This window comes from Nonomuraea sp. NPDC050202 (assembly GCF_040656115.1).
GTDB lineage: Bacteria > Actinomycetota > Actinomycetes > Streptosporangiales > Streptosporangiaceae > Nonomuraea.
In genome coordinates this window covers 1-16,496 of record NZ_JBFALF010000056.1, presented here as the reverse complement: position 1 = coordinate 16,496, position 16,496 = coordinate 1, and the positions used below count along the sequence as shown (strand labels likewise).

Genomic DNA, 16,496 nt, shown 5'->3' with positions numbered 1-16,496 from the left:
GACGGCTGGGAGGACAAGACCGGCGCATGCCTACGAATCGAGAGCCATTCGCGCCGACGGCATCGTCACTCTTATACGGGGAAACAGTCGCATATGAGTGACACCTGCCGGTGCGGTCAGATAACGCCGGGGCGGCGGCGGTGGTGCTCACCTGCTTGCCGCCAGGCGGCCTATCGAGAGCGCCGCCGTCTTCATGCGGTGAGCATGCTGAGGGCCGCGCTGGCCTGGACGCTGGAGGAGGCCAAGGCGCAAGCCACCGCGGTGACAATCCTGGCCGGCGACTTGTCGATGGCGAGGGAACTGGGGCCTGGCCTGCACAGCCGCGCGGTGCGCGAGCTGGCGGAGTTGGCGGCGGAAGCCGTGAGGTTGGCGGTGTTGTCCGACCGGCAGGCCGGGGCGAGCTGGGCTCAGATCGGCGCAGGGCTGGGCATCTCCGCCGACACGGCTCGGCGCCGCTACGCTCGGCTGCGTTTCCACTGGTCACCAGAGGGCCCATCCTTCGGCATGCGCCGCACTGAGCCGGTCCGCACCTCCAGAAATCACACAAGCGGATCCCCACGACCGCCGTGACGCGGGTGGGGCCAAAACTCATGCGTGATCATGGCGTGCACGATCGTTAAGTGGGGCCACTTTCCACGCGAACCGGGACCGACGAAGATCGCGAAGTGGGGCCCAGCCAGACGGGAATGTGGGTCCGTCTTTCACGCAAGAAATCACCTCCAAGGCCGTCCGCGTCGAGTGCGTGACCTCCTTCATCGCCGGCGTACAGCCCGACAGGTGGGCCGGAAAGAGCACTCACAGCGGCTTTCGGGGAGGATCGGAGTGGGTTTCGACGGTGGAGCGACACCACGTCCCCGGTCCTTGGTGAGGGACGCCGGGGGCGTGGTGTGCGGCGTGTGCGGGGGCTGTCAGGGCTGGTCGTGGAGCTGCGTGCGGGTGGTTTCGGCTTGTTCGGCGATGGTGGCCAGGACCGGCGCCGGGACGTTCTTGTCGCGGAAGGCCTCCACGAGCTGGTCCAGGACGGCGTCGGCCTGGTCGAGGTCTCCGGCGCGGGCGTGGGCGCGGGCCAGGCGGCGCATGGTGGCGTTCAGGGTGATGTTGTCGACTCCGGCGTCGGTGCCGGGGTCGAGGGTGGTGTCCACGACCGTGCCGAGCTGGGCGATGCTGGTGTCGGTGTCGGCGGGCCGCACACCGATGGCGCCGTCGTCGGTGAGGGTCTGGAAGTGGCGTCCGGCGTTGGTGCCCTTGACCATCAGCGCGTACACCGCCAGCGGATGCTCGGGGTGGTCGGCGATGAGCTCATCCAGGGCGGCGTTGCCCTCGGCCAGCTGCGGGGCGTCCGAACCCAGCAGGGCCAGCAGCGTGCCTTGCTGTGAGCCCCTCAGCAGGTCACCGGCTCTTTGGTCGTCGGCGTCGACCGGCGGGGCGATCTCGATGGTGAGTTCGGGGGAGGTGACGGTGGAGCCGTCAGGTGCCCGGTACAGGGCGCGCAGCCGGTAGGTGCCGGGCTCGGAGAAGGTGAGGCCCCCGGCGCCGTATCCCAGGTAGGCGCTGTCGTAGAGGGCGGGGGTCTCGGCGTCCAGGGTGATGCGGCGGTCCGGGCCGTCGCAGCGCCGGGCGATCGGCAGGAAGGGGCGGATCGCCCCGGCCGGGTCGGTGACCAGGATGGTCAGGGTGTCGCTGGAGGGGCTGAGGCTGGGGAAGGCCTGGGCCTGGGAGGTGCTGTCGTCCAGGAACAGCTTGATCTCGGCCACGACGGGCTCGCCGTGGGAGAAGGACTCGCGTCCCGACAGCTCCAGCCGTAATCCCGATCGGCTCGCCGGTGGCGGATCGAACCGCTCCAGGAAGGGGCGATCGGCGGCCCCGGCCTTCGACTTGCTGCCGCCCATGACCACGTTGAGGTAGAAGCCGTGGCGCAGGTGGCGCCGCTCGTTGTCGGAGAACCGGTAGGGGAAGACGTTCCAGAAGGCTTCTTCGCTTTCCTCCGGGTCCCAGCCCTCTCGCTTTTCGGGGTCTCGTGGGTCCCAGTCCTCTGTGCCGTCGGGGTCCAGGTAATAGTGGGGGTAGTTCATCCACGACAGATCGCCGAAGCCGTTGCGCGGCCCGAGCGGCTGCGGGGGGACGGCCGTGGCCTTGTCGAAGCTGTGCAGCAGGTTGAGGGCGTGGCCGATTTCGTGAACGTAGGTGCGCAGTTCCTTGTGCGTCCCGGCGAACCCCTGTTCCACCAGGTCGGTGTAGAACGTCGCCACCCCTTGGCGCTGGTAGTCGCCCTCGAAGTCGAACATGATGCCCCGGGTGCCGTCTTTGTCGGCGTGACGGGTGGTGATGAAGTGCCACAGTTTCCACTGCCGCCTGTCTTGGTGGCCGCTGAAGTGCTTGACCATCGCGGCGTGCAGTTCGGCATTCGACCACATCAGCTCCGGCTCCGTGTCCGGCTCCGACTCCGCCTTCGGCTCCAGGTTCGTGTCCGCCTCCTCGATGGAGATCTCGTTGACGATGCCGGAGGCGCGGACCTCGATTCCGACGTCGGCGTAGGCCGACTGGACGGTGATGATTTTTTTGGCCAGGCCGGGCGGGCGGGGGTTGGTGGTGGTGGCGTACTGAACGGGCGGCCGGGTGCCGGCCACGTAGTCGACCTCCCAGTCGACGGTCCGCAGGAACCGGGAGACGTACGAGCAGGTGAAGACGTCGGGATAGGTGCCGTCCTGCCCGCTGCGGGTGAAGGTGGCGACGCCGCCGGGAGCGAGCGCGTCCACCGCCACCGAGATCAGCGGCTCCTCGGTGGGGAGAGCGAACGTCGCGACGCCGGTGATGGTGGCGGGCAGCGTGACGGGCTCGGTGCCGTCCAGGACGAAGGAGTTGAGGTACTCGCCCTTGGAGATGGTGAAGGTGTCTCCCGACACCACCGGCAGCTCGCCCTCCAGATCGATGCGCAGCTCGACCCGGACATCGTCGAGGGTGCCGGAGAAACGCCCGGCGGGCGACAGGCGCAGCTTTCGGTAGTCGGTGGGCAGGGCGCCGAGCCCGGCCATCACCTGGGCGTAGGTGCCGACGACCTTGGGGCCGGCGTCCCAGTCGAACCACATCGCCTGCTCGCCCTTGATGAAGATGGTCTGGTAGGTGCCCGTTGTGGGGAGGAGCAGGGCCTGGTCGAAGTCGCCGCTCATGTGTGCGGGCAGCTTCTTCCAGCCGGCTTCCCGCAGCCCGCTCAGGGGTCCTTCGTAGGAGACGCCACCCTGGAGCCCCCAGGTGATCAGCGCGCACCGGTCACCTTTGATCAGCATGGTGATCCACGGGTTGCCCGGCAGCTGCATCGCCACATCGACGTCGTTGCGGTAGGCGGGCGGGAGGTGGTTCCCGAAGTCGGGCAGGCCGGTGACCGGCCCCTCGTACTTTTCTCCGACGCCCCACTGCCAGTCCAGGCACCGGTCCCCGGCGAAGAAGACATGCCGCGTGATGGTGGACGGCGTCCGCAGGTCCAGCGCCGCCTCGCTACAGCTGGCGAACGGTTCGGGCAGGTCCAGCGCCCCGTTGTGGACCTGTGCCAGCGGCCCCTCCCACACCAACGTTTTCTGGTCGACCTGCGCGACCCGGTCGCCCCGCAGGCACATCGTCTTCCACCAGGCGCCCTCCCGTGTCGGGATGAACCCTGTGAAGCCCGTGGTCTTCTCCCGCAGAAACCCCATGTCGCCTCCTGGCCAGGCCCTGAAGGGCCCACGCCGTTGACGCTAAGAGAGCGCGCCAATACTCACAATGAGCACCACATGTCAGGTCAGACCGAAACAAACAGAGCGAGCACCCCCTTTCATTGCGGACCGCCCCATACTTCTCAACTCCTGCCCGGCCACGACCAGCAGCGCCCGCACCACCTCTCCCGCTCGGACCGAAACCGCAGGTCCCCGGGTAGAAAGCGGTCGCGCCCCGAGACCTGGCTTGACCGGCAAGGCGGAAGATCACACCAGCCGCCACTCCTGCCCCCGCAAGCCCACACGACGACCGCCGTAAACACCGGACCCCCATGACGGCGTGCGACCGCTCCACAGAAGAACAACGACATCAACGATCAGGTGCGGTGTTGGAGGCTGCGGCCGCGGTGTGCGAGGCGATTGGCGACACCGGGCAGGCTGAGCGGATGCGGCACGACCGGGCCCCACTGCTCGGCCGGGCACCGGCGGGACCGCACGCAAGAGTGGTTCTGCACGTGGTTCTGCCTGTTCCGCATCGTCCGCGCACGCTGTGATGGACGCAGCCTCCCGGTGACCGATCCGGGAAGCACGCCGCAGAACAGGACACACCATGGGCATCTGGACCGGCCGGCTCGCGGAGCTGGGCATCACCCTGCCGCGCGTCGCGGCCCCGGTCGGCGGGTACGTGCCGGCATCCGTACGGGTGATCACGTCCACACCTCCGGGCAGTTGCCGTTCATCGGCGGGGTACTGCCGGCGATCGGCAAGGTCGGCGCCGGCATCGGGGTGGAGCAGGCCGCCGATCTGGCCCGCGCCGCCGTCAACGCCTTGGCCGCCGTCGACGCGCTCGTCGGCCTCGACGCGGTGGTCCGGGTGGTGAAGGTGACCGGGTTCGTCGCCTCGGAGCCGTCGTTCACCGGTCAGGCCCAGGTCGTCGACGGCGCCTCGGCATTCCTGCACGAGGTATTCGGCAAGGCCGGGGTGCACGTCCGCTCGGCGGTCGGGGTGGCGGTGCTGCCGCTGGACAGCCCTGTCGAGGTCGAGCTGCTCGTCCAGATCGCCGTCTGAGGCAACGTCAACCACAAGGGAAATGAGCATCACCATGGACAAACCGGTACTTGAACCCGCCGCGCAAGCGTTCGTCGAGGCGACCGCGAACCCGCCGTACCTGTTCGACCTGGGCCCGGTCGAGGGCCGCAAGGTCGTCGACGAGGTCCAGAGCCCCGAGGTCGCCGTGCCCGGCACCACACGGCAGACCGTCGACGATCCCGCTGTGACGATCTTCCGGCCGGAAGGCGTCGCCGGACCGCTGCCGGTGATCCTTTACGTGCACGGCGCGGGCTGGGTGTTCGGCAACGACCACACCCATGACCGGCTCGCCCGCGAACTCGCCGCCGGTGTCGGCGCCGCTGTCGTCTTCTCCAACTACAGCCTTTCCCCCGAGGCGAGGTACCCGGCCGCGATCGACGAGAACTACGCCGCCGCCCAGTGGGTGGTGCGGCACGGTGCCGAGCACGGGCTGGACGCCTCGCGGATCGCCGTGGCCGGTGACTCGGTCGGCGGGAACATGGCCATCGCGCTGACCCTGACTGCCAAGCAGCGCGGCGATGTGCCGCTGCTCGGGCAGGCGCTGTTCTACCCCGTCACCGACGCCGCCTTCGACACCGGCTCCTACCACCAGTTCGCCGAGGGCTATTTCCTGCGCCGCGACGCGATGCAGTGGTTCTGGGACCAGTACACCACCGCCCCGGCCCAGCGCGCCGAGATCACCGCCTCGCCGCTGCGGGCCACCACCGAGGACCTCGCCGGACTACCGCCCGCGCTGGTCATCACCGCTGAGGCGGACGTGCTGCGCGACGAGGGCGAGGCCTACGCGAACAAGCTGCGCACCGCGGGCGTTCCGGTTACCGCCGTGCGATACCAGGGCGCCATTCACGACTTCGTGATGCTCAACGCCTTGCGCGGCACCCAGGCGGCCGAAGGCGCGATCCGCCAAGCCGTCGACTTCCTGTCGACCGTCCTGTCCAGCCGCTGAACCCGACCAGAGAGAAACGATCATGACATTCACAGCCGGTACGGCCCAGCCGACCATCGTGCTCATCCACGGCGCGTTCGCCGAGTCCGCCAGCTGGAGCGGCGTCATCCAGCGCCTGCACGCGCACGGCTACCCGGTCATCGCCGCAGGCAACCCGCTGCGCAGCCTGTCCGGTGACGCCGCCGTCGTCTCCGCAGTCCTGGCCACGGTCAGCGGGCCGGTCGTGCTCGTCGGGCACTCCTACGGCGGCGCGGTCGCCTCCAACGCCGCCGTCGGCCACGACCACATCAAGGCTCTGGTCTATGTTGCCGCGTTCGCGCCCGAGGCCGGCGAGAGCATCGGGGAGCTGTCCGGCAAGTTCCCCGGCGGCACGCTCGGACAGACCCTGACCGAGGTGCCGCTGCCCGACGGAAGCGTCGACCTGTACATCCGGCAGGAGCTGTTCCACCAGCAGTTCGCCGCCGACATCCCAGCTGAGCTCGCCGCGCTCGACGCCGCGGCTCAGCGGCCGTTGAACACGGTCGCGCTGAACGAGGGCTCCGGCGAACCGGCGTGGAAGACGATTCCGTCCTGGTTCGTCTATCCGGAGCTGGACCGCAACATCCCGCTGGCCGCGCACCGCTTCATGGCCGAGCGCGCCGGCTCACGCCAGAGCGTCGAACTGCCCGGCGCCTCGCACGCCATCCCGGCCTCGGAGCCCGAGGCCGTGGCAGCCGTGATCATCGCCGCGGCGAAGACAATCAGCTGACCTCAGCCGGGGTACGGCGATTCCCTCGGCGGCGCCATCAGCGCCATCAGCGCCATCAGTGCCATCGGCGCCGCCAGCGCCGTTTCAGTAGTCCGGCTGCCTGACCAGCCCTGCTGACCAGCCCTGCTGACCAGCCCTGCTTGTCCAGCGGAGAGCAGGGCCAGTGCGCGTCAAATCTTTGTGTCCTGCCGCGGCGCTGGCGTCGCGGCTGTGGCTCGGAGTCCCGCCGAGCTGAATCACTCTAAAGGAGAAGATCATGACCACTTTCGCAGTTCACCGGATGCGGCACAAGGCCACGCTCACCGTCGGGCTGGCCACCGCTGTTGGCGCGCTGCTGGTGGCGCCCTTGCCCGCGCAGGCCGAGGCGGCGACCCGGTCGAAGCCGACGATCGTGCTGGTGCACGGGGCGTTCGCCGACGCCTCCAGCTGGAACGACGTGATCATGGAGTTGAGGCGGGACGGCTATCCAGTGCTTGCGACGGCGAACCCGCTGCGCGGCCTGACAGGGGACGCCGCCTATCTCAAGAGTGTGCTCAAGAACGTCAAGGGGCCGGTGGTCCTGGTCGGCCACTCCTACGGCGGCGCGGTGATCAGCAAGGCCGCCGTGGGTAACTCCTCGGTCAAGGCGCTGGTCTACATCGCGGCGTTTCTGCCGGACAAGGGTGAGAGCGCGCTGGCCCTGTCGAACAAGTACCCCGGCAGCACGCTCGGGCCGAACACGCAGCAGTGGACCTACCGGCTGCCGGGTGGGGGTACGGGGGTCGAGCTGACGATCAAGCAGGACAAGTTCCGCAAGCAGTTCGCCGCCGACGTCCCGGCTCGCCAGGCTGCGACGATGGCGGCCGCCCAGCGGCCGGTCGCGGTTGCGGCGCTGGAGGAGAAGGCGACGGCCGCGGCCTGGAAGACCATCCCGACCTGGTCGTTGATCGCCACCGGCGACAAGAACATCCCGCCGGCCGCCCAGCGGTGGATGGCGCGGCGTGCGCACGCATCGACGGTCGAGGTCGAGGCCTCGCACGCGGTGTCGGTATCCCGGCCGCACAAGACCGCCGGGTTCATCGACAAGGCCGCGCGCGCCACGCGCTGATCCCACCCATCACCGCAATGCGCCACCAGGGGATCATCCACGCTTCGTCAGGCTCTACGCACTAGGCGAGACCCACGCGGCCGAGTCGATGATCGAGCCGGCCATCGGCGCGCTCCGCCGGGCCCACGCCACGAGCTGAACCTGCCCTCGGTCCGTACGGGACAGCCACTCCTGTACGGACCGACTCCCCGATCCCAGGACGGATTCATGCCCTCCACCTCCGACCTCGCCCAGGTACGCCATGCCAACGCCATCGGCCCGATCCCCGTCGTGTTCCTCCACGGCCCGTGGCTGCTGCCCACGAGCTGGGAGCGCTGGGCCGGCGTGTTCGACGAGGCGGGATTCGCGCCCGTCATCCCGGCCTGGCCCGCCGGGTCCCCATCCAGGGCCGCCGGTTGGACGGCCGGCGAGGTGGCCGACCACTTCGCGGGACTGATCGGCGGACTGGAGCACAAGCCCGCCGTCGTCGGCCATTCCACCGGCGGCCTGCTGGCGCAGATCATCGCCGGGCGCGGCCTCGCCAGCGCCAGCGTGGCCATCGGCCCGGCACCCTTCCACGGGGTGCTGCCGCTACCGCTCTCCCCGCCACGCGCCCCGGCCGGTCCGGCCGACGTCAGCGGCGCGATCCCGCTCACCTACGAGCAGTTCCGCCACGCCTTCGCCAACGCCGTCGGCGAGGAGGAGGCCGGGCGACTGTATGAGATGTTCGCCGTGCCCGCACCGGGCGTGCCACCGCTTCAGACGTCCGGCGCGGCCTTCGCCCCGTGGAGCGAGCCGGAGCCCGACGTCGCCGCGAAGGACCGGGGTCCGCTGCTGCTCATCTCCGGGGAAAGGGACCTCATCGTCCCCTGGGCCGCCGTCCACGACTCCTACAAGGTCCAGGCCCGCAACGAGCAGCACCTGACCGAGATCGTCGAGCTGCCCGGCCGCGGCCACTCGCTGACCGTCGACAGCGGGTGGCGCGAGGTCTGCGGCACTGCCCTGACGTTCATCCAGCGCTTTGTGGATCCGTGAGGGGCGCCAACGCGTCGAGCTCCTTGAGCACCCGGGCCGCCCGGCCGGTGTCGCCGGCGGCCTTGTACAGCTCTAGCGCCTCGTGCAACGCCTCACGGGCCGCCTCCACCTCTTCCAACTGGACCAGCGTGTGGCCCAGTTTGGTCAGCGAGTACGCCACGGCCCGGCCGATCGGGACGCGCATCTCCCGCAGCGCCTCGCGGTAATGGTCGGCGGCCTCCTGCCAGCGTCCGAGCGCCCGGTAGCCGTCACCCACCTGGTCCAGCACCATCGCCAGCGCCTGGCCGACGAGGTCCGGAGAGCCGCCGAAGGCGGGATCGCGCAGCCGATCCGCCAGCGCCAGGTTGTGCCGGACGGCCTCCTCCACGCGCCCCAGCCGGTTCAGGCAGTGCCCCACACCGAGCATCGCCTGGGCGTAGCCCTCCCTGTCCCCGGCCTCCAACAAGAACTCCGCCGCCTGCCGGGTGTAGCCGAGCGCCGTCTCGTCGCTCACCCGAGCGTCGCGGCCCCACAGCGCCCAGGTCGCGTAGACCAGCGACCAGCCTTGCTGGCGCACGTCGCCGGTCTCGCGGGCCAGGTCGCGAGCGCGCAGGGCGGTCGCCTCGGCTTCGCCGTACCTCGCCAGGCAGTAGGTCTGCGCCCACGACAGGTAGTTGAGATGGACGGCCTCCTGCGCGCGGTCGCCCATCGCGCGGGCGGCGGCCGAGGACAGGCCGAACACCTCGGGCCAGTGCCCCCAGTGCATCCACTGGTCCGAGAACCAGTGCATCGCCTCGGCGACCTCGATCACCCGGGCGTGCTCGCCGAGGCGGGCCACGGCGCGCAGCGCCGCGAACCACGCCTCGCCCTCCGCCATGAGCCACTCCCGGGCCTGCTGCTGGTCGTCCAGCTCGACCAGCGAGCTCCAGTCCGGCGGCGGCGCCCCGTAGTCGGGCTCGAACCAGCGTCCGGCGACCGTCGCGACCTCCAGCAGCCAGTCGTCCATCCGCCGTCGCGCCATCCGCTGGTCCTCGATCGGCTCCTCCTGCGACAGCCGGGAACGGGCGAACAGCCGCACCAGGTCGTGGAAGCGGTATCGGCCGGGGTACGGCGACTGCAGCAGGCCGAGGTCGACCAGTTCCTCCAGGGCGTCCTCGGCGTTGGCCAGGCCCAGTTCGGTGAGGACCGCCGTCATCGGCACCCCGAAATCCGGGGCCGCGGCCAGCGCCAGGCGACGGAAGCTCTGCCGCGCGGGCAGGGAAAGCTGCCGGTACGACAAGGCGAAGGCGGCGGCCACGGAAAGGTCGCCCGCGGCCAGGGACTCCACCCGCCGTCCCTCGTCGCCGAGTCGCTCGGCCAGGTGCCCTGCCGTCCAGCCGGGCCTGCTCTGCAACCGGTTCCCGGCGATGCGCAGCGCCAGCGGCAGGTTCCCGCACAGACTCGCCACCCGCGCCACTCCGTCAGGATCGGCCTCGGCACGTTCGGCGCCCACGATCGAGCGTAGGAGCACGGCGGCCTCCTCGTCGGCCAGGTGCGCCAGCGGGAGCCGGTGCACGCCCTCCAGCCCGGCCAGTGGCCGGCGGCTGGTGATCAGCGTCATCACGGGACCGGCCGAGGGCAGCAGCGGGCGCACCTGGCTCTCGTGCGCCGCGTTGTCCAAGATGATCAGCGAGGAAGTCCGCGAAGTACGCCGGGATCCCGGTCCATCGCTTGGTGGCGGTCTGCGGAAACGCGGGATCGAGCCGGCTCGTGTCAGATATGGCGCGTCGGCAACGCGCCCGCAGGCTCGCTATCGCCGCAGGTGATGAGACTTGCTGGGATTGGGCGTTTCCACCGGCTCGCTGAGCACCTTGACTGGGGACTGATCAGCCGGCGCAGCTTGCGTCGCTGTCACCGTGAGGGGGTCGTGATGACCCTGGACGCCGAAGGAATGAACGTGACCGCGCGTGCCGGTCTGAACGGTCAGGCGCCGCGTTGCGATCACATCGACCTGCTCCCGGCCGTGGAGCCCGGGTTGCCCGAATGCAAGGAATGTCTGGCCCTCGGCCAGACCTGGACGCGGTTGCTGGTGTGCCTGACCTGCGGGTGGGTGGCCTGCAGCGACGATTCGCGCGGGAGTCATGCCCGCGCCCACTACCGGGAGACCGACCACCCGGTGGTCGCCGTCCTGGACCCAGGCTCGACCTGGCGCTGGTGCTATGTGCACCGGCGAACCGTATAGACACGACAGAAGAGACATCATGACCATTTTCGAACGGCCGGTGAAAGATCGGCTGGACTATGACGGCGCATCCTCATTTCCCGGGGCAAAGGAGCACCCTCCGGCCGGCAGAGCTCAGGTGGGGCTGACGGCGGCGATCGTGATCCTGCCGTTCTTCGCGCTCGGTGTCGCGATCGTCCTGGCGTGGGGACAGGGAGTCGCGCTCACCGATCTGCTGCTGGCTGCGGGCTTGTATGTGGTGACCGGGCTGGGGGTGACGGTCGGGTTCCATCGGCTGCTCACTCATGGCTCCTTCGCCGCGCGGCCATGGTTGCGCGTGGTGCTCGCGATCGCCGGGTCGATGGGTTTTCAGGGCAACGTGATCGACTGGGTGGCGGTGCATCGCCGCCATCACGCCTTCACTGATCGGCCGGGCGATCCGCACTCGCCCTACCGGTATGGCACCGGCCTGCGCGGGCAGCTTCGGGGGCTTGCCCATGCGCACCTGGGCTGGTTGTTCACCGACGACCAGACCTCGGCCGAGCGCTATGCCCCGGACCTGCTGGCCGATCCGGCCATGGTCCGGGTGGCCCGCGCTTTTCCCGCGTTGTGTGCGCTGTCGCTGGCGTTGCCGTTCCTGGCCGGTTGGGCGATCACCGGCACCCTGTACGGCGGGTTGACCGCGTTCCTGTGGGCCGGCTTGATCCGCGTCGCGCTGCTGCAGCACGTCACCTGGAGCGTCAATTCCCTGTGCCACGTGATCGGCAGCAGGCCGTTCAAGACCCGCCGCCACGACCGCTCCACCAACGTGTGGCCGCTGGCCTTGCTGTCGTTCGGCGAGAGCTGGCACAACGGCCACCACAGCGAACCCAGCTGCGCCCGCCACGGCCTCGACCGAGGCCAGCTCGACCCGTCCGCCGCCGTGATCCGCCTGTTCGAGCGGCTGGGCTGGGCCGGCGACGTGCACTGGCCCGACGCCGACCGCCAGCGCCGCCGAGCCGACCACCCCCAGCAGGCCCGCGTCCTTGCCGGAGACTGACCGATGTCTCTTGCGGTGTCACCGCTGGGATGGCTGCTCACCGGTGTGGCGGTGGCTGTGGTGATCGTCGCCGACCTGGTGGCCGGGCGCGGCCGTCGCCCCAGCCCTCTGCAGGCCGGCGTGTGGGTGGGCGTCTACCTCACCCTGGCCATCGGCTTCGGCATCGGACTGGGACTGGTCGCCGGTATGGACCTGGCGGTGCAGTTCTTCGCCGGCTACCTCACCGAATACAGCCTGTCGGTCGACAACCTGTTCGTCTTCGGGGTCGTCATGACGGCCTTCGCCGTACCGGCCTCCCAGCAGGCCCGCGTGCTGCTCATCGGCATCGCCGCCGCGCTCGTCCTGCGCGGGTTGTTCATCCTGGCCGGAGCCGCCGCCATTGACCGCTTCTCCGCCACCTTCTACGTGTTCGGCGCTTTTCTGATCTTCACTGCGGTGCAGCTTGTCCGCCATCGTGGAGTTCAGCCCGACATCGCTCGCAATCCGGTGTTGCGCCTGGCCGCGCGGATACTGCCTACCACCCCCGACTATCACGGCGGCGCATGGACGGTCCGGGTGGCGGGTCGGCGGCTGCTCACCCCGATGGCGATGGTCATCGTGGCCATCGCGCTGTGCGATGTGATGTTCGCTCTGGACTCCTTTCCGGCCATCTTCGGCCTGACCCAAGAGCCTTACCTGATCTTCACCGCCAACGCCTTCGCCCTGATGGGGCTGCGCCAGCTGTACTTCCTGCTCGGCGGCCTGCTCGACCGGCTGGTCTACCTCTCCCACGGGCTGGCGCTCATCCTGGCCTTCATCGGGGTCAAACTCATCGCCCAAGCAGCCCACGACAGCTTCCCGAACGTGCCGCAGATCCCGCTGTGGCTGTCGCTGACAGTGATCGTCACGGTTCTGGCCACGACCACGATCGCCAGCCTGGCCGCGTCCCGGCGCACGAGAAGGCAAGACCCGGACGGCCCGGCATCCGGCATCCAGCCACCTGCACAGCCCGTGCCGTAGGCAAGAAAGACATTCCAAGATCGCGACCCCTCGATGCTCTGGTACGGCCCGCGCTCATCGGTTCTGGTGATGACCGGCGCCGCCATTGCTCGTTTCCCCCGATCAGGCCGGGGCGGACACTGGAGCTCCAAGCCGCCTGACCGCGGCGGAGTATCCGCCTGCTGCACGAAGTCATGGCAGACGGGCATACGGATCAACCGTCTGCCCGGCAGGTCGGGCGTACGGGATGCGGAGCGGTGAAGGGAAATCGCGATGAGTCTGCGTTGGGAAATCAGCAACAAGGTCCAGGTCCTCAAGGGCTGGGCCAGGCAGCGCTTCGGCCGCGTCTCCGGCAACCGGCGCCAGCAGATCGCGGGCAAGAGCGATCGGGTCGCAGGCAATCTGAAGCAGGCCGGCCGGAAGGCCAGGGACGCCTTCAAGCGCTGATCCCCTCTTCGGCAGACCTCCTGGTGGGTCCAGGTCCCGAGCTGGATCCCGCCCGGACGCCGGCGAACTCCACGATGCACCCCGCCCGGCGATCCCGCCCGACGACCCCATCGTCTCCGCCACTCCCGCGCAATGACGAAGATGGAGGTAGGACCGATGCGCATCGCATCAGTAGTGCTGATCCTGTGGCTGATCGCCGGCGCCGTCGCCGCGGGCCAGCGCAACTACTACACAGGACCGGTGGACAACTGCAATCAGGTGGCCACCATCGCGGTGACGATCCTGGCAGGCCCACTCAACTACCTCGGCATGAACCCGAAGATCGCCTGCCAGACTCCCCAGCCCAGCAAGTAAGCGCAGGGGCAGTCAAAGCCGTGCGAGGGTCTACAGTGCAGGAAGACGGTTCATATCGGCGCCGCCCGGTTAGGGAGGGTTGGCGGGCATGGAGTTACGGCAGTTGCGCTATTTCGTGACCCTGGCCGAGGAGTTGCATTTCGGCCGGGCTGCGGCCCGTGAGCACATCGTGCAGTCCGCGCTGAGCCAGCAGGTCCAGCGGCTGGAACGCGAGGTGGGGGTGCGGCTGCTGGATCGCAGCACCCACCACGTCGATCTGACCCCCGCGGGCGCCGCCTTCCTCATCGAGGCGCGCCAGATCCTCGACCACGTCAGCAGGGCCGTGCAGGCCGCACGTAACGCTGCCGCGTCGGTGCCCACGCTGCGCGCCGGCATCATCGACGCCGGCTACGACACCATGCCGCAGATCCTGCGCGAACTCCAGCACACCCATCCCGATATCACCATTCATCAGGTCGAAGCGGGCACCCCCGAGCAGTACCGGCAACTGGCCGACGGCCGCCTGGACATCGCCATCGGACACGCCTCCCAAACCCCGGCCGAGGTGACCTCCAAGCTGGTCAGGCTCGATCCGCTCGGCGTGCTGGTGCCCGACGACCACCGCTTCGCCGACCTCGACGGCGTGCCCGTGACCGCCCTGGCCGACGAACTCCTGCTGCTCGGCGAGGAGTCGCAGACGCCGGAGCTCAACCAGTTCGTTATCGCGCTGTGCCGCTCGGCAGGGTTCGCGCCCGCCATCTATGAGGGCACCGTGGAGAGCACCCGGGCCGCCGCCGACCTGGTCCTGCAGCACCGCTGCGTGCACTGCGTCCCCTCCTCCTTCCGCACCTCCAACCGGCCGGGCACCACCTGGCGGCCCCTGATCGAACCTGCCACGCACTATCCCTGGTCACTGTTGTGGCACGACGCCAACCCCTCGCCCCACATCGCCACCGTCATCAACAGCGCCCGACAGCTCGCCGAGCGGCTTGGCTGGCTGGAACCCGCCGCCCCGCCCACCGAACCAGCACCCGGCGAAGACGTCCCGACAGCCGCCAGCCACAGCGACGAGGCCGTCTGATGCACGCGCTCTGACCGCTGTGCGCACCGCGAAAACCTGGTGATCGGTTCTGGAGATGGATCCTTCCCGGATCGCCTGTTTCGGTACGGCACGCGCGGGTGTCGGCTGGAGACGAACAAGTGTGACCGTCGGCGCCGGCAATCGGTCGGCGGCCGGCCCCCTGCTTCGACCGGTCCGGAAGACCGATCCCGCGCAGACATCGATGCACCGCCACAGGGAGTACGGCCATGGGCATCATCGCTTGGATCATCCTCGGACTGGTCGCCGGACTGCTGGCCAGAATGCTGGTCCCCGGTAAAGACTCGCAAGGTCTGATCATCACCCTCGTACTCGGCATCGCCGGCGCGCTGCTGGGCGGCTTCGTGGCCACCCAGGTGTTCCACGTCTCCGGCATCCAGGGCTTCTTCAACCTGTCCACCTGGCTCTGCGCCATCGTCGGCGCGGCCGTCCTGCTGCTCGCCTACAACCTCATCACCGGCCGGCGCACCGGCCGTAGAACCGGCCGCTGGGCCGGCCGCCGATGATCCCGCCCAGCACGCCCGGCAACCCATCCCAGAGCTCACGCGCCTGGCGCGGCGGGGGTGATGGGTGATGCCCGTCGCCGTGGCCATCGTGGTCATCGTCGTCGGCGCCATCCTCGCCTTCGCCCTGGCGGACGGCTCGGTGGGCGGCTTCGACCTGCGCATCGTTGGCGTCATCCTGATGCTCGGCGGCGCCGCCGGGCTGCTGCTGCCCCTGCTGCTGCGCACCAGGTCACGCTGGAGCAGGTCGAGCGTCCGCAGCCGCCAGGACGTCATCGACGACCGCGTCAACGGCCGCATCGACGATCGGCCACCGCCCACCCTGGTCGACCTTCCTGGCTACGACGGCAGGCAGAGTACCCGCCGGGCTCCGGATGATCGTCGTCTCTGAAAGGGAAGCGCCACGTCCGTACGGTGACTGCATCCCGGTCTGAGGCCGCACGTGACGGCCCGCCCGCGTACTGGCGGCGGCCCGCCACGCGGTCTCGATCGAAGGTCCGCAGCGGACCGGCCGGGGCATCGGTATCGGCGTGCCGCGGCCGACGTCGGCCGTCGAGCGCCGACGCCGACCTACGTTCCAACCCGCCGCCTTTGCCCCGTGCTCACCGGCCCGTGCGAAGGCATCGACATCTGCAGGAGGCAGACATGTCCATCGTGACCATCCTCTGGGTGGCCGTCGCCGTGGCGGTGGTCCTGGCGTCGGCCATCGGCTACGTCTTGCTGCGCCGTCGCCGGCAAGGCCTGCGCCGTCGCCGGCAAGGCCTGCGCCGGCGCTTCGGCCCCGAATACGAACGCACCCTGAACGAACAAGACAGCCGCGGCGAGGCCGAGCAGGAACTGCGCGCCCGGGAGAAACACTTCGCCACCCTCGACATCACGCCGCTCGCCCCCGCCTCCCGGCAGGCCTATGCCCAGCAGTGGGCCAAGCTCCAGGAGCGGTTCGTCGACGCGCCGGGTCCCGCCGTCACCGAGGCCGACGAGCTGGTCATCACCGTCATGGCCGAGCGTGGATATCCCACCGAAGACTTCGAGCAGCAGCTGGCGGACCTGTCGGTGGTGCACGGCCGTACCCTGCACCACTACCGCCAAGCCCACGAGATCAGCAGGCGCGTCGCTCCGGGTGAAACCTCCACCGAGGATCTCCGGCAGGCCATGGTGCACTACCGCGTCCTGTTCGAGGAACTTCTCGACGACGGCGACGAGCACCACCCTCAACCGGCCGAAGCCCGCGAGAAGGAACCGGCACTCACCGACCTGCGTTCCGCGTAATTCAGCGGGCTGGAGGCTCGGATTCGGGGTCTGGCCTGGGGTGACATGGGTGTGGGCGCCTGGAGGGCGTTTCTCTAGG

16 protein-coding genes and 1 pseudogene are annotated in these 16,496 nt (G+C 69.4%); 15 read left to right on the top strand and 2 right to left on the bottom strand.

Annotated elements, in window-relative coordinates:
• Positions 1-198: 198 nt before the first annotated feature.
• Entirely contained in the window at positions 199-570 is a 372-nt protein-coding gene (locus AB0I79_RS58495; protein ID WP_357893880.1) for a hypothetical protein, read from the top strand.
• Positions 571-908: 338 nt separating this feature from the next.
• On the opposite strand, the gene AB0I79_RS58490 is transcribed toward AB0I79_RS58495, so the two are convergent.
• On the bottom strand, positions 909-3,686 hold the full coding sequence (locus AB0I79_RS58490; protein ID WP_357893878.1) for a hypothetical protein: 2,778 nt from the start codon (positions 3,684-3,686) through the stop codon (positions 909-911).
• A gap of 610 nt (positions 3,687-4,296) precedes the next feature.
• Between AB0I79_RS58490 and AB0I79_RS58485 the strand changes: the two are divergent.
• The 5 genes and pseudogenes from AB0I79_RS58485 to AB0I79_RS58465 all read left to right on the top strand — a co-directional run bounded on the left by AB0I79_RS58485 (position 4,297) and on the right by AB0I79_RS58465 (position 8,570).
• Positions 4,297-4,754: pseudogene (locus AB0I79_RS58485) on the top strand (RidA family protein).
• Positions 4,755-4,782: 28 nt separating this feature from the next.
• The gene (locus tag AB0I79_RS58480) at positions 4,783-5,721 is read left to right on the top strand and encodes an alpha/beta hydrolase (RefSeq protein WP_357893938.1); all 939 of its coding nucleotides are present in this window, start codon (positions 4,783-4,785) and stop codon (positions 5,719-5,721) included.
• A gap of 22 nt (positions 5,722-5,743) precedes the next feature.
• Positions 5,744-6,469: an alpha/beta hydrolase gene (locus AB0I79_RS58475; protein WP_357893876.1), complete on the top strand. Its 726-nt coding sequence runs from the start codon at positions 5,744-5,746 to the stop codon at positions 6,467-6,469.
• A 256-nt stretch (positions 6,470-6,725) separates the two neighbouring features.
• Positions 6,726-7,556: an alpha/beta hydrolase gene (locus tag AB0I79_RS58470; protein WP_357893874.1), complete on the top strand. Its 831-nt coding sequence runs from the start codon at positions 6,726-6,728 to the stop codon at positions 7,554-7,556.
• A 207-nt stretch (positions 7,557-7,763) separates the two neighbouring features.
• A complete protein-coding gene (locus AB0I79_RS58465; protein WP_357893872.1) occupies positions 7,764-8,570 on the top strand; it encodes an alpha/beta hydrolase in 807 nt (268 codons plus the stop codon).
• Here the strand turns inward: AB0I79_RS58465 and AB0I79_RS58460 are convergent.
• A complete protein-coding gene (locus AB0I79_RS58460; protein WP_357893870.1) occupies positions 8,545-10,209 on the bottom strand; it encodes a tetratricopeptide repeat protein in 1,665 nt (554 codons plus the stop codon). The genes AB0I79_RS58465 and AB0I79_RS58460 overlap by 26 nt on opposite strands.
• 249 nt (positions 10,210-10,458) lie before the next feature.
• Between AB0I79_RS58460 and AB0I79_RS58455 the strand changes: the two genes are divergently transcribed.
• The 9 genes from AB0I79_RS58455 to AB0I79_RS58415 all read left to right on the top strand — a co-directional run bounded on the left by AB0I79_RS58455 (position 10,459) and on the right by AB0I79_RS58415 (position 16,417).
• The gene (locus AB0I79_RS58455; RefSeq protein WP_245956320.1) at positions 10,459-10,770 is read left to right on the top strand and encodes a UBP-type zinc finger domain-containing protein; all 312 of its coding nucleotides are present in this window, start codon (positions 10,459-10,461) and stop codon (positions 10,768-10,770) included.
• Positions 10,771-10,789: 19 nt separating this feature from the next.
• Complete coding sequence (locus AB0I79_RS58450; protein ID WP_357893867.1) at positions 10,790-11,788, top strand: acyl-CoA desaturase; 999 nt, start codon at positions 10,790-10,792, stop codon at positions 11,786-11,788.
• A 3-nt stretch (positions 11,789-11,791) separates the two neighbouring features.
• On the top strand, positions 11,792-12,787 hold the full coding sequence (locus tag AB0I79_RS58445; RefSeq protein WP_357893865.1) for a TerC/Alx family metal homeostasis membrane protein: 996 nt from the start codon (positions 11,792-11,794) through the stop codon (positions 12,785-12,787).
• Positions 12,788-13,039: 252 nt separating this feature from the next.
• Entirely contained in the window at positions 13,040-13,213 is a 174-nt protein-coding gene (locus tag AB0I79_RS58440; RefSeq protein ID WP_106248606.1) for a CsbD family protein, read from the top strand.
• Between the two features lie 156 nt (positions 13,214-13,369).
• The gene (locus AB0I79_RS58435; protein WP_357893862.1) at positions 13,370-13,567 is read left to right on the top strand and encodes a hypothetical protein; all 198 of its coding nucleotides are present in this window, start codon (positions 13,370-13,372) and stop codon (positions 13,565-13,567) included.
• Positions 13,568-13,655: 88 nt separating this feature from the next.
• Positions 13,656-14,627 (top strand): LysR substrate-binding domain-containing protein, encoded by a 972-nt coding sequence (locus AB0I79_RS58430; protein ID WP_357893860.1) that lies wholly within the window; start codon positions 13,656-13,658, stop codon positions 14,625-14,627.
• A gap of 227 nt (positions 14,628-14,854) precedes the next feature.
• The gene (locus AB0I79_RS58425) at positions 14,855-15,151 is read left to right on the top strand and encodes a GlsB/YeaQ/YmgE family stress response membrane protein (protein WP_357893858.1); all 297 of its coding nucleotides are present in this window, start codon (positions 14,855-14,857) and stop codon (positions 15,149-15,151) included.
• A 67-nt stretch (positions 15,152-15,218) separates the two neighbouring features.
• Positions 15,219-15,539: a DUF6458 family protein gene (locus AB0I79_RS58420; RefSeq protein WP_357593738.1), complete on the top strand. Its 321-nt coding sequence runs from the start codon at positions 15,219-15,221 to the stop codon at positions 15,537-15,539.
• A 254-nt stretch (positions 15,540-15,793) separates the two neighbouring features.
• On the top strand, positions 15,794-16,417 hold the full coding sequence (locus AB0I79_RS58415) for a hypothetical protein (protein WP_357893856.1): 624 nt from the start codon (positions 15,794-15,796) through the stop codon (positions 16,415-16,417).
• Positions 16,418-16,496 lie beyond the last annotated feature (79 nt).

Bases quoted from the DNA above. Each gene is read 5' to 3' on its own strand.
- AB0I79_RS58430 (WP_357893860.1), top strand. From the start codon at position 13,656: ATGGAGTTACGGCAGTTGCGCTATTTCGTGACCCTGGCCGAGGAGTTG.
- AB0I79_RS58455 (WP_245956320.1), top strand. From the start codon at position 10,459: ATGACCCTGGACGCCGAAGGAATGAACGTGACCGCGCGTGCCGGTCTG.
- AB0I79_RS58435 (WP_357893862.1), top strand. From the start codon at position 13,370: ATGCGCATCGCATCAGTAGTGCTGATCCTGTGGCTGATCGCCGGCGCC.
- AB0I79_RS58465 (WP_357893872.1), top strand. From the start codon at position 7,764: ATGCCCTCCACCTCCGACCTCGCCCAGGTACGCCATGCCAACGCCATC.
- AB0I79_RS58425 (WP_357893858.1), top strand. From the start codon at position 14,855: ATGGGCATCATCGCTTGGATCATCCTCGGACTGGTCGCCGGACTGCTG.
- AB0I79_RS58415 (WP_357893856.1), top strand. From the start codon at position 15,794: ATGTCCATCGTGACCATCCTCTGGGTGGCCGTCGCCGTGGCGGTGGTC.
- AB0I79_RS58490 (WP_357893878.1), bottom strand. From the start codon at position 3,686: ATGGGGTTTCTGCGGGAGAAGACCACGGGCTTCACAGGGTTCATCCCG.
- AB0I79_RS58445 (WP_357893865.1), top strand. From the start codon at position 11,792: ATGTCTCTTGCGGTGTCACCGCTGGGATGGCTGCTCACCGGTGTGGCG.
- AB0I79_RS58450 (WP_357893867.1), top strand. From the start codon at position 10,790: ATGACCATTTTCGAACGGCCGGTGAAAGATCGGCTGGACTATGACGGC.
- AB0I79_RS58470 (WP_357893874.1), top strand. From the start codon at position 6,726: ATGACCACTTTCGCAGTTCACCGGATGCGGCACAAGGCCACGCTCACC.
- AB0I79_RS58475 (WP_357893876.1), top strand. From the start codon at position 5,744: ATGACATTCACAGCCGGTACGGCCCAGCCGACCATCGTGCTCATCCAC.
- AB0I79_RS58420 (WP_357593738.1), top strand. From the start codon at position 15,219: ATGCCCGTCGCCGTGGCCATCGTGGTCATCGTCGTCGGCGCCATCCTC.
- AB0I79_RS58440 (WP_106248606.1), top strand. From the start codon at position 13,040: ATGAGTCTGCGTTGGGAAATCAGCAACAAGGTCCAGGTCCTCAAGGGC.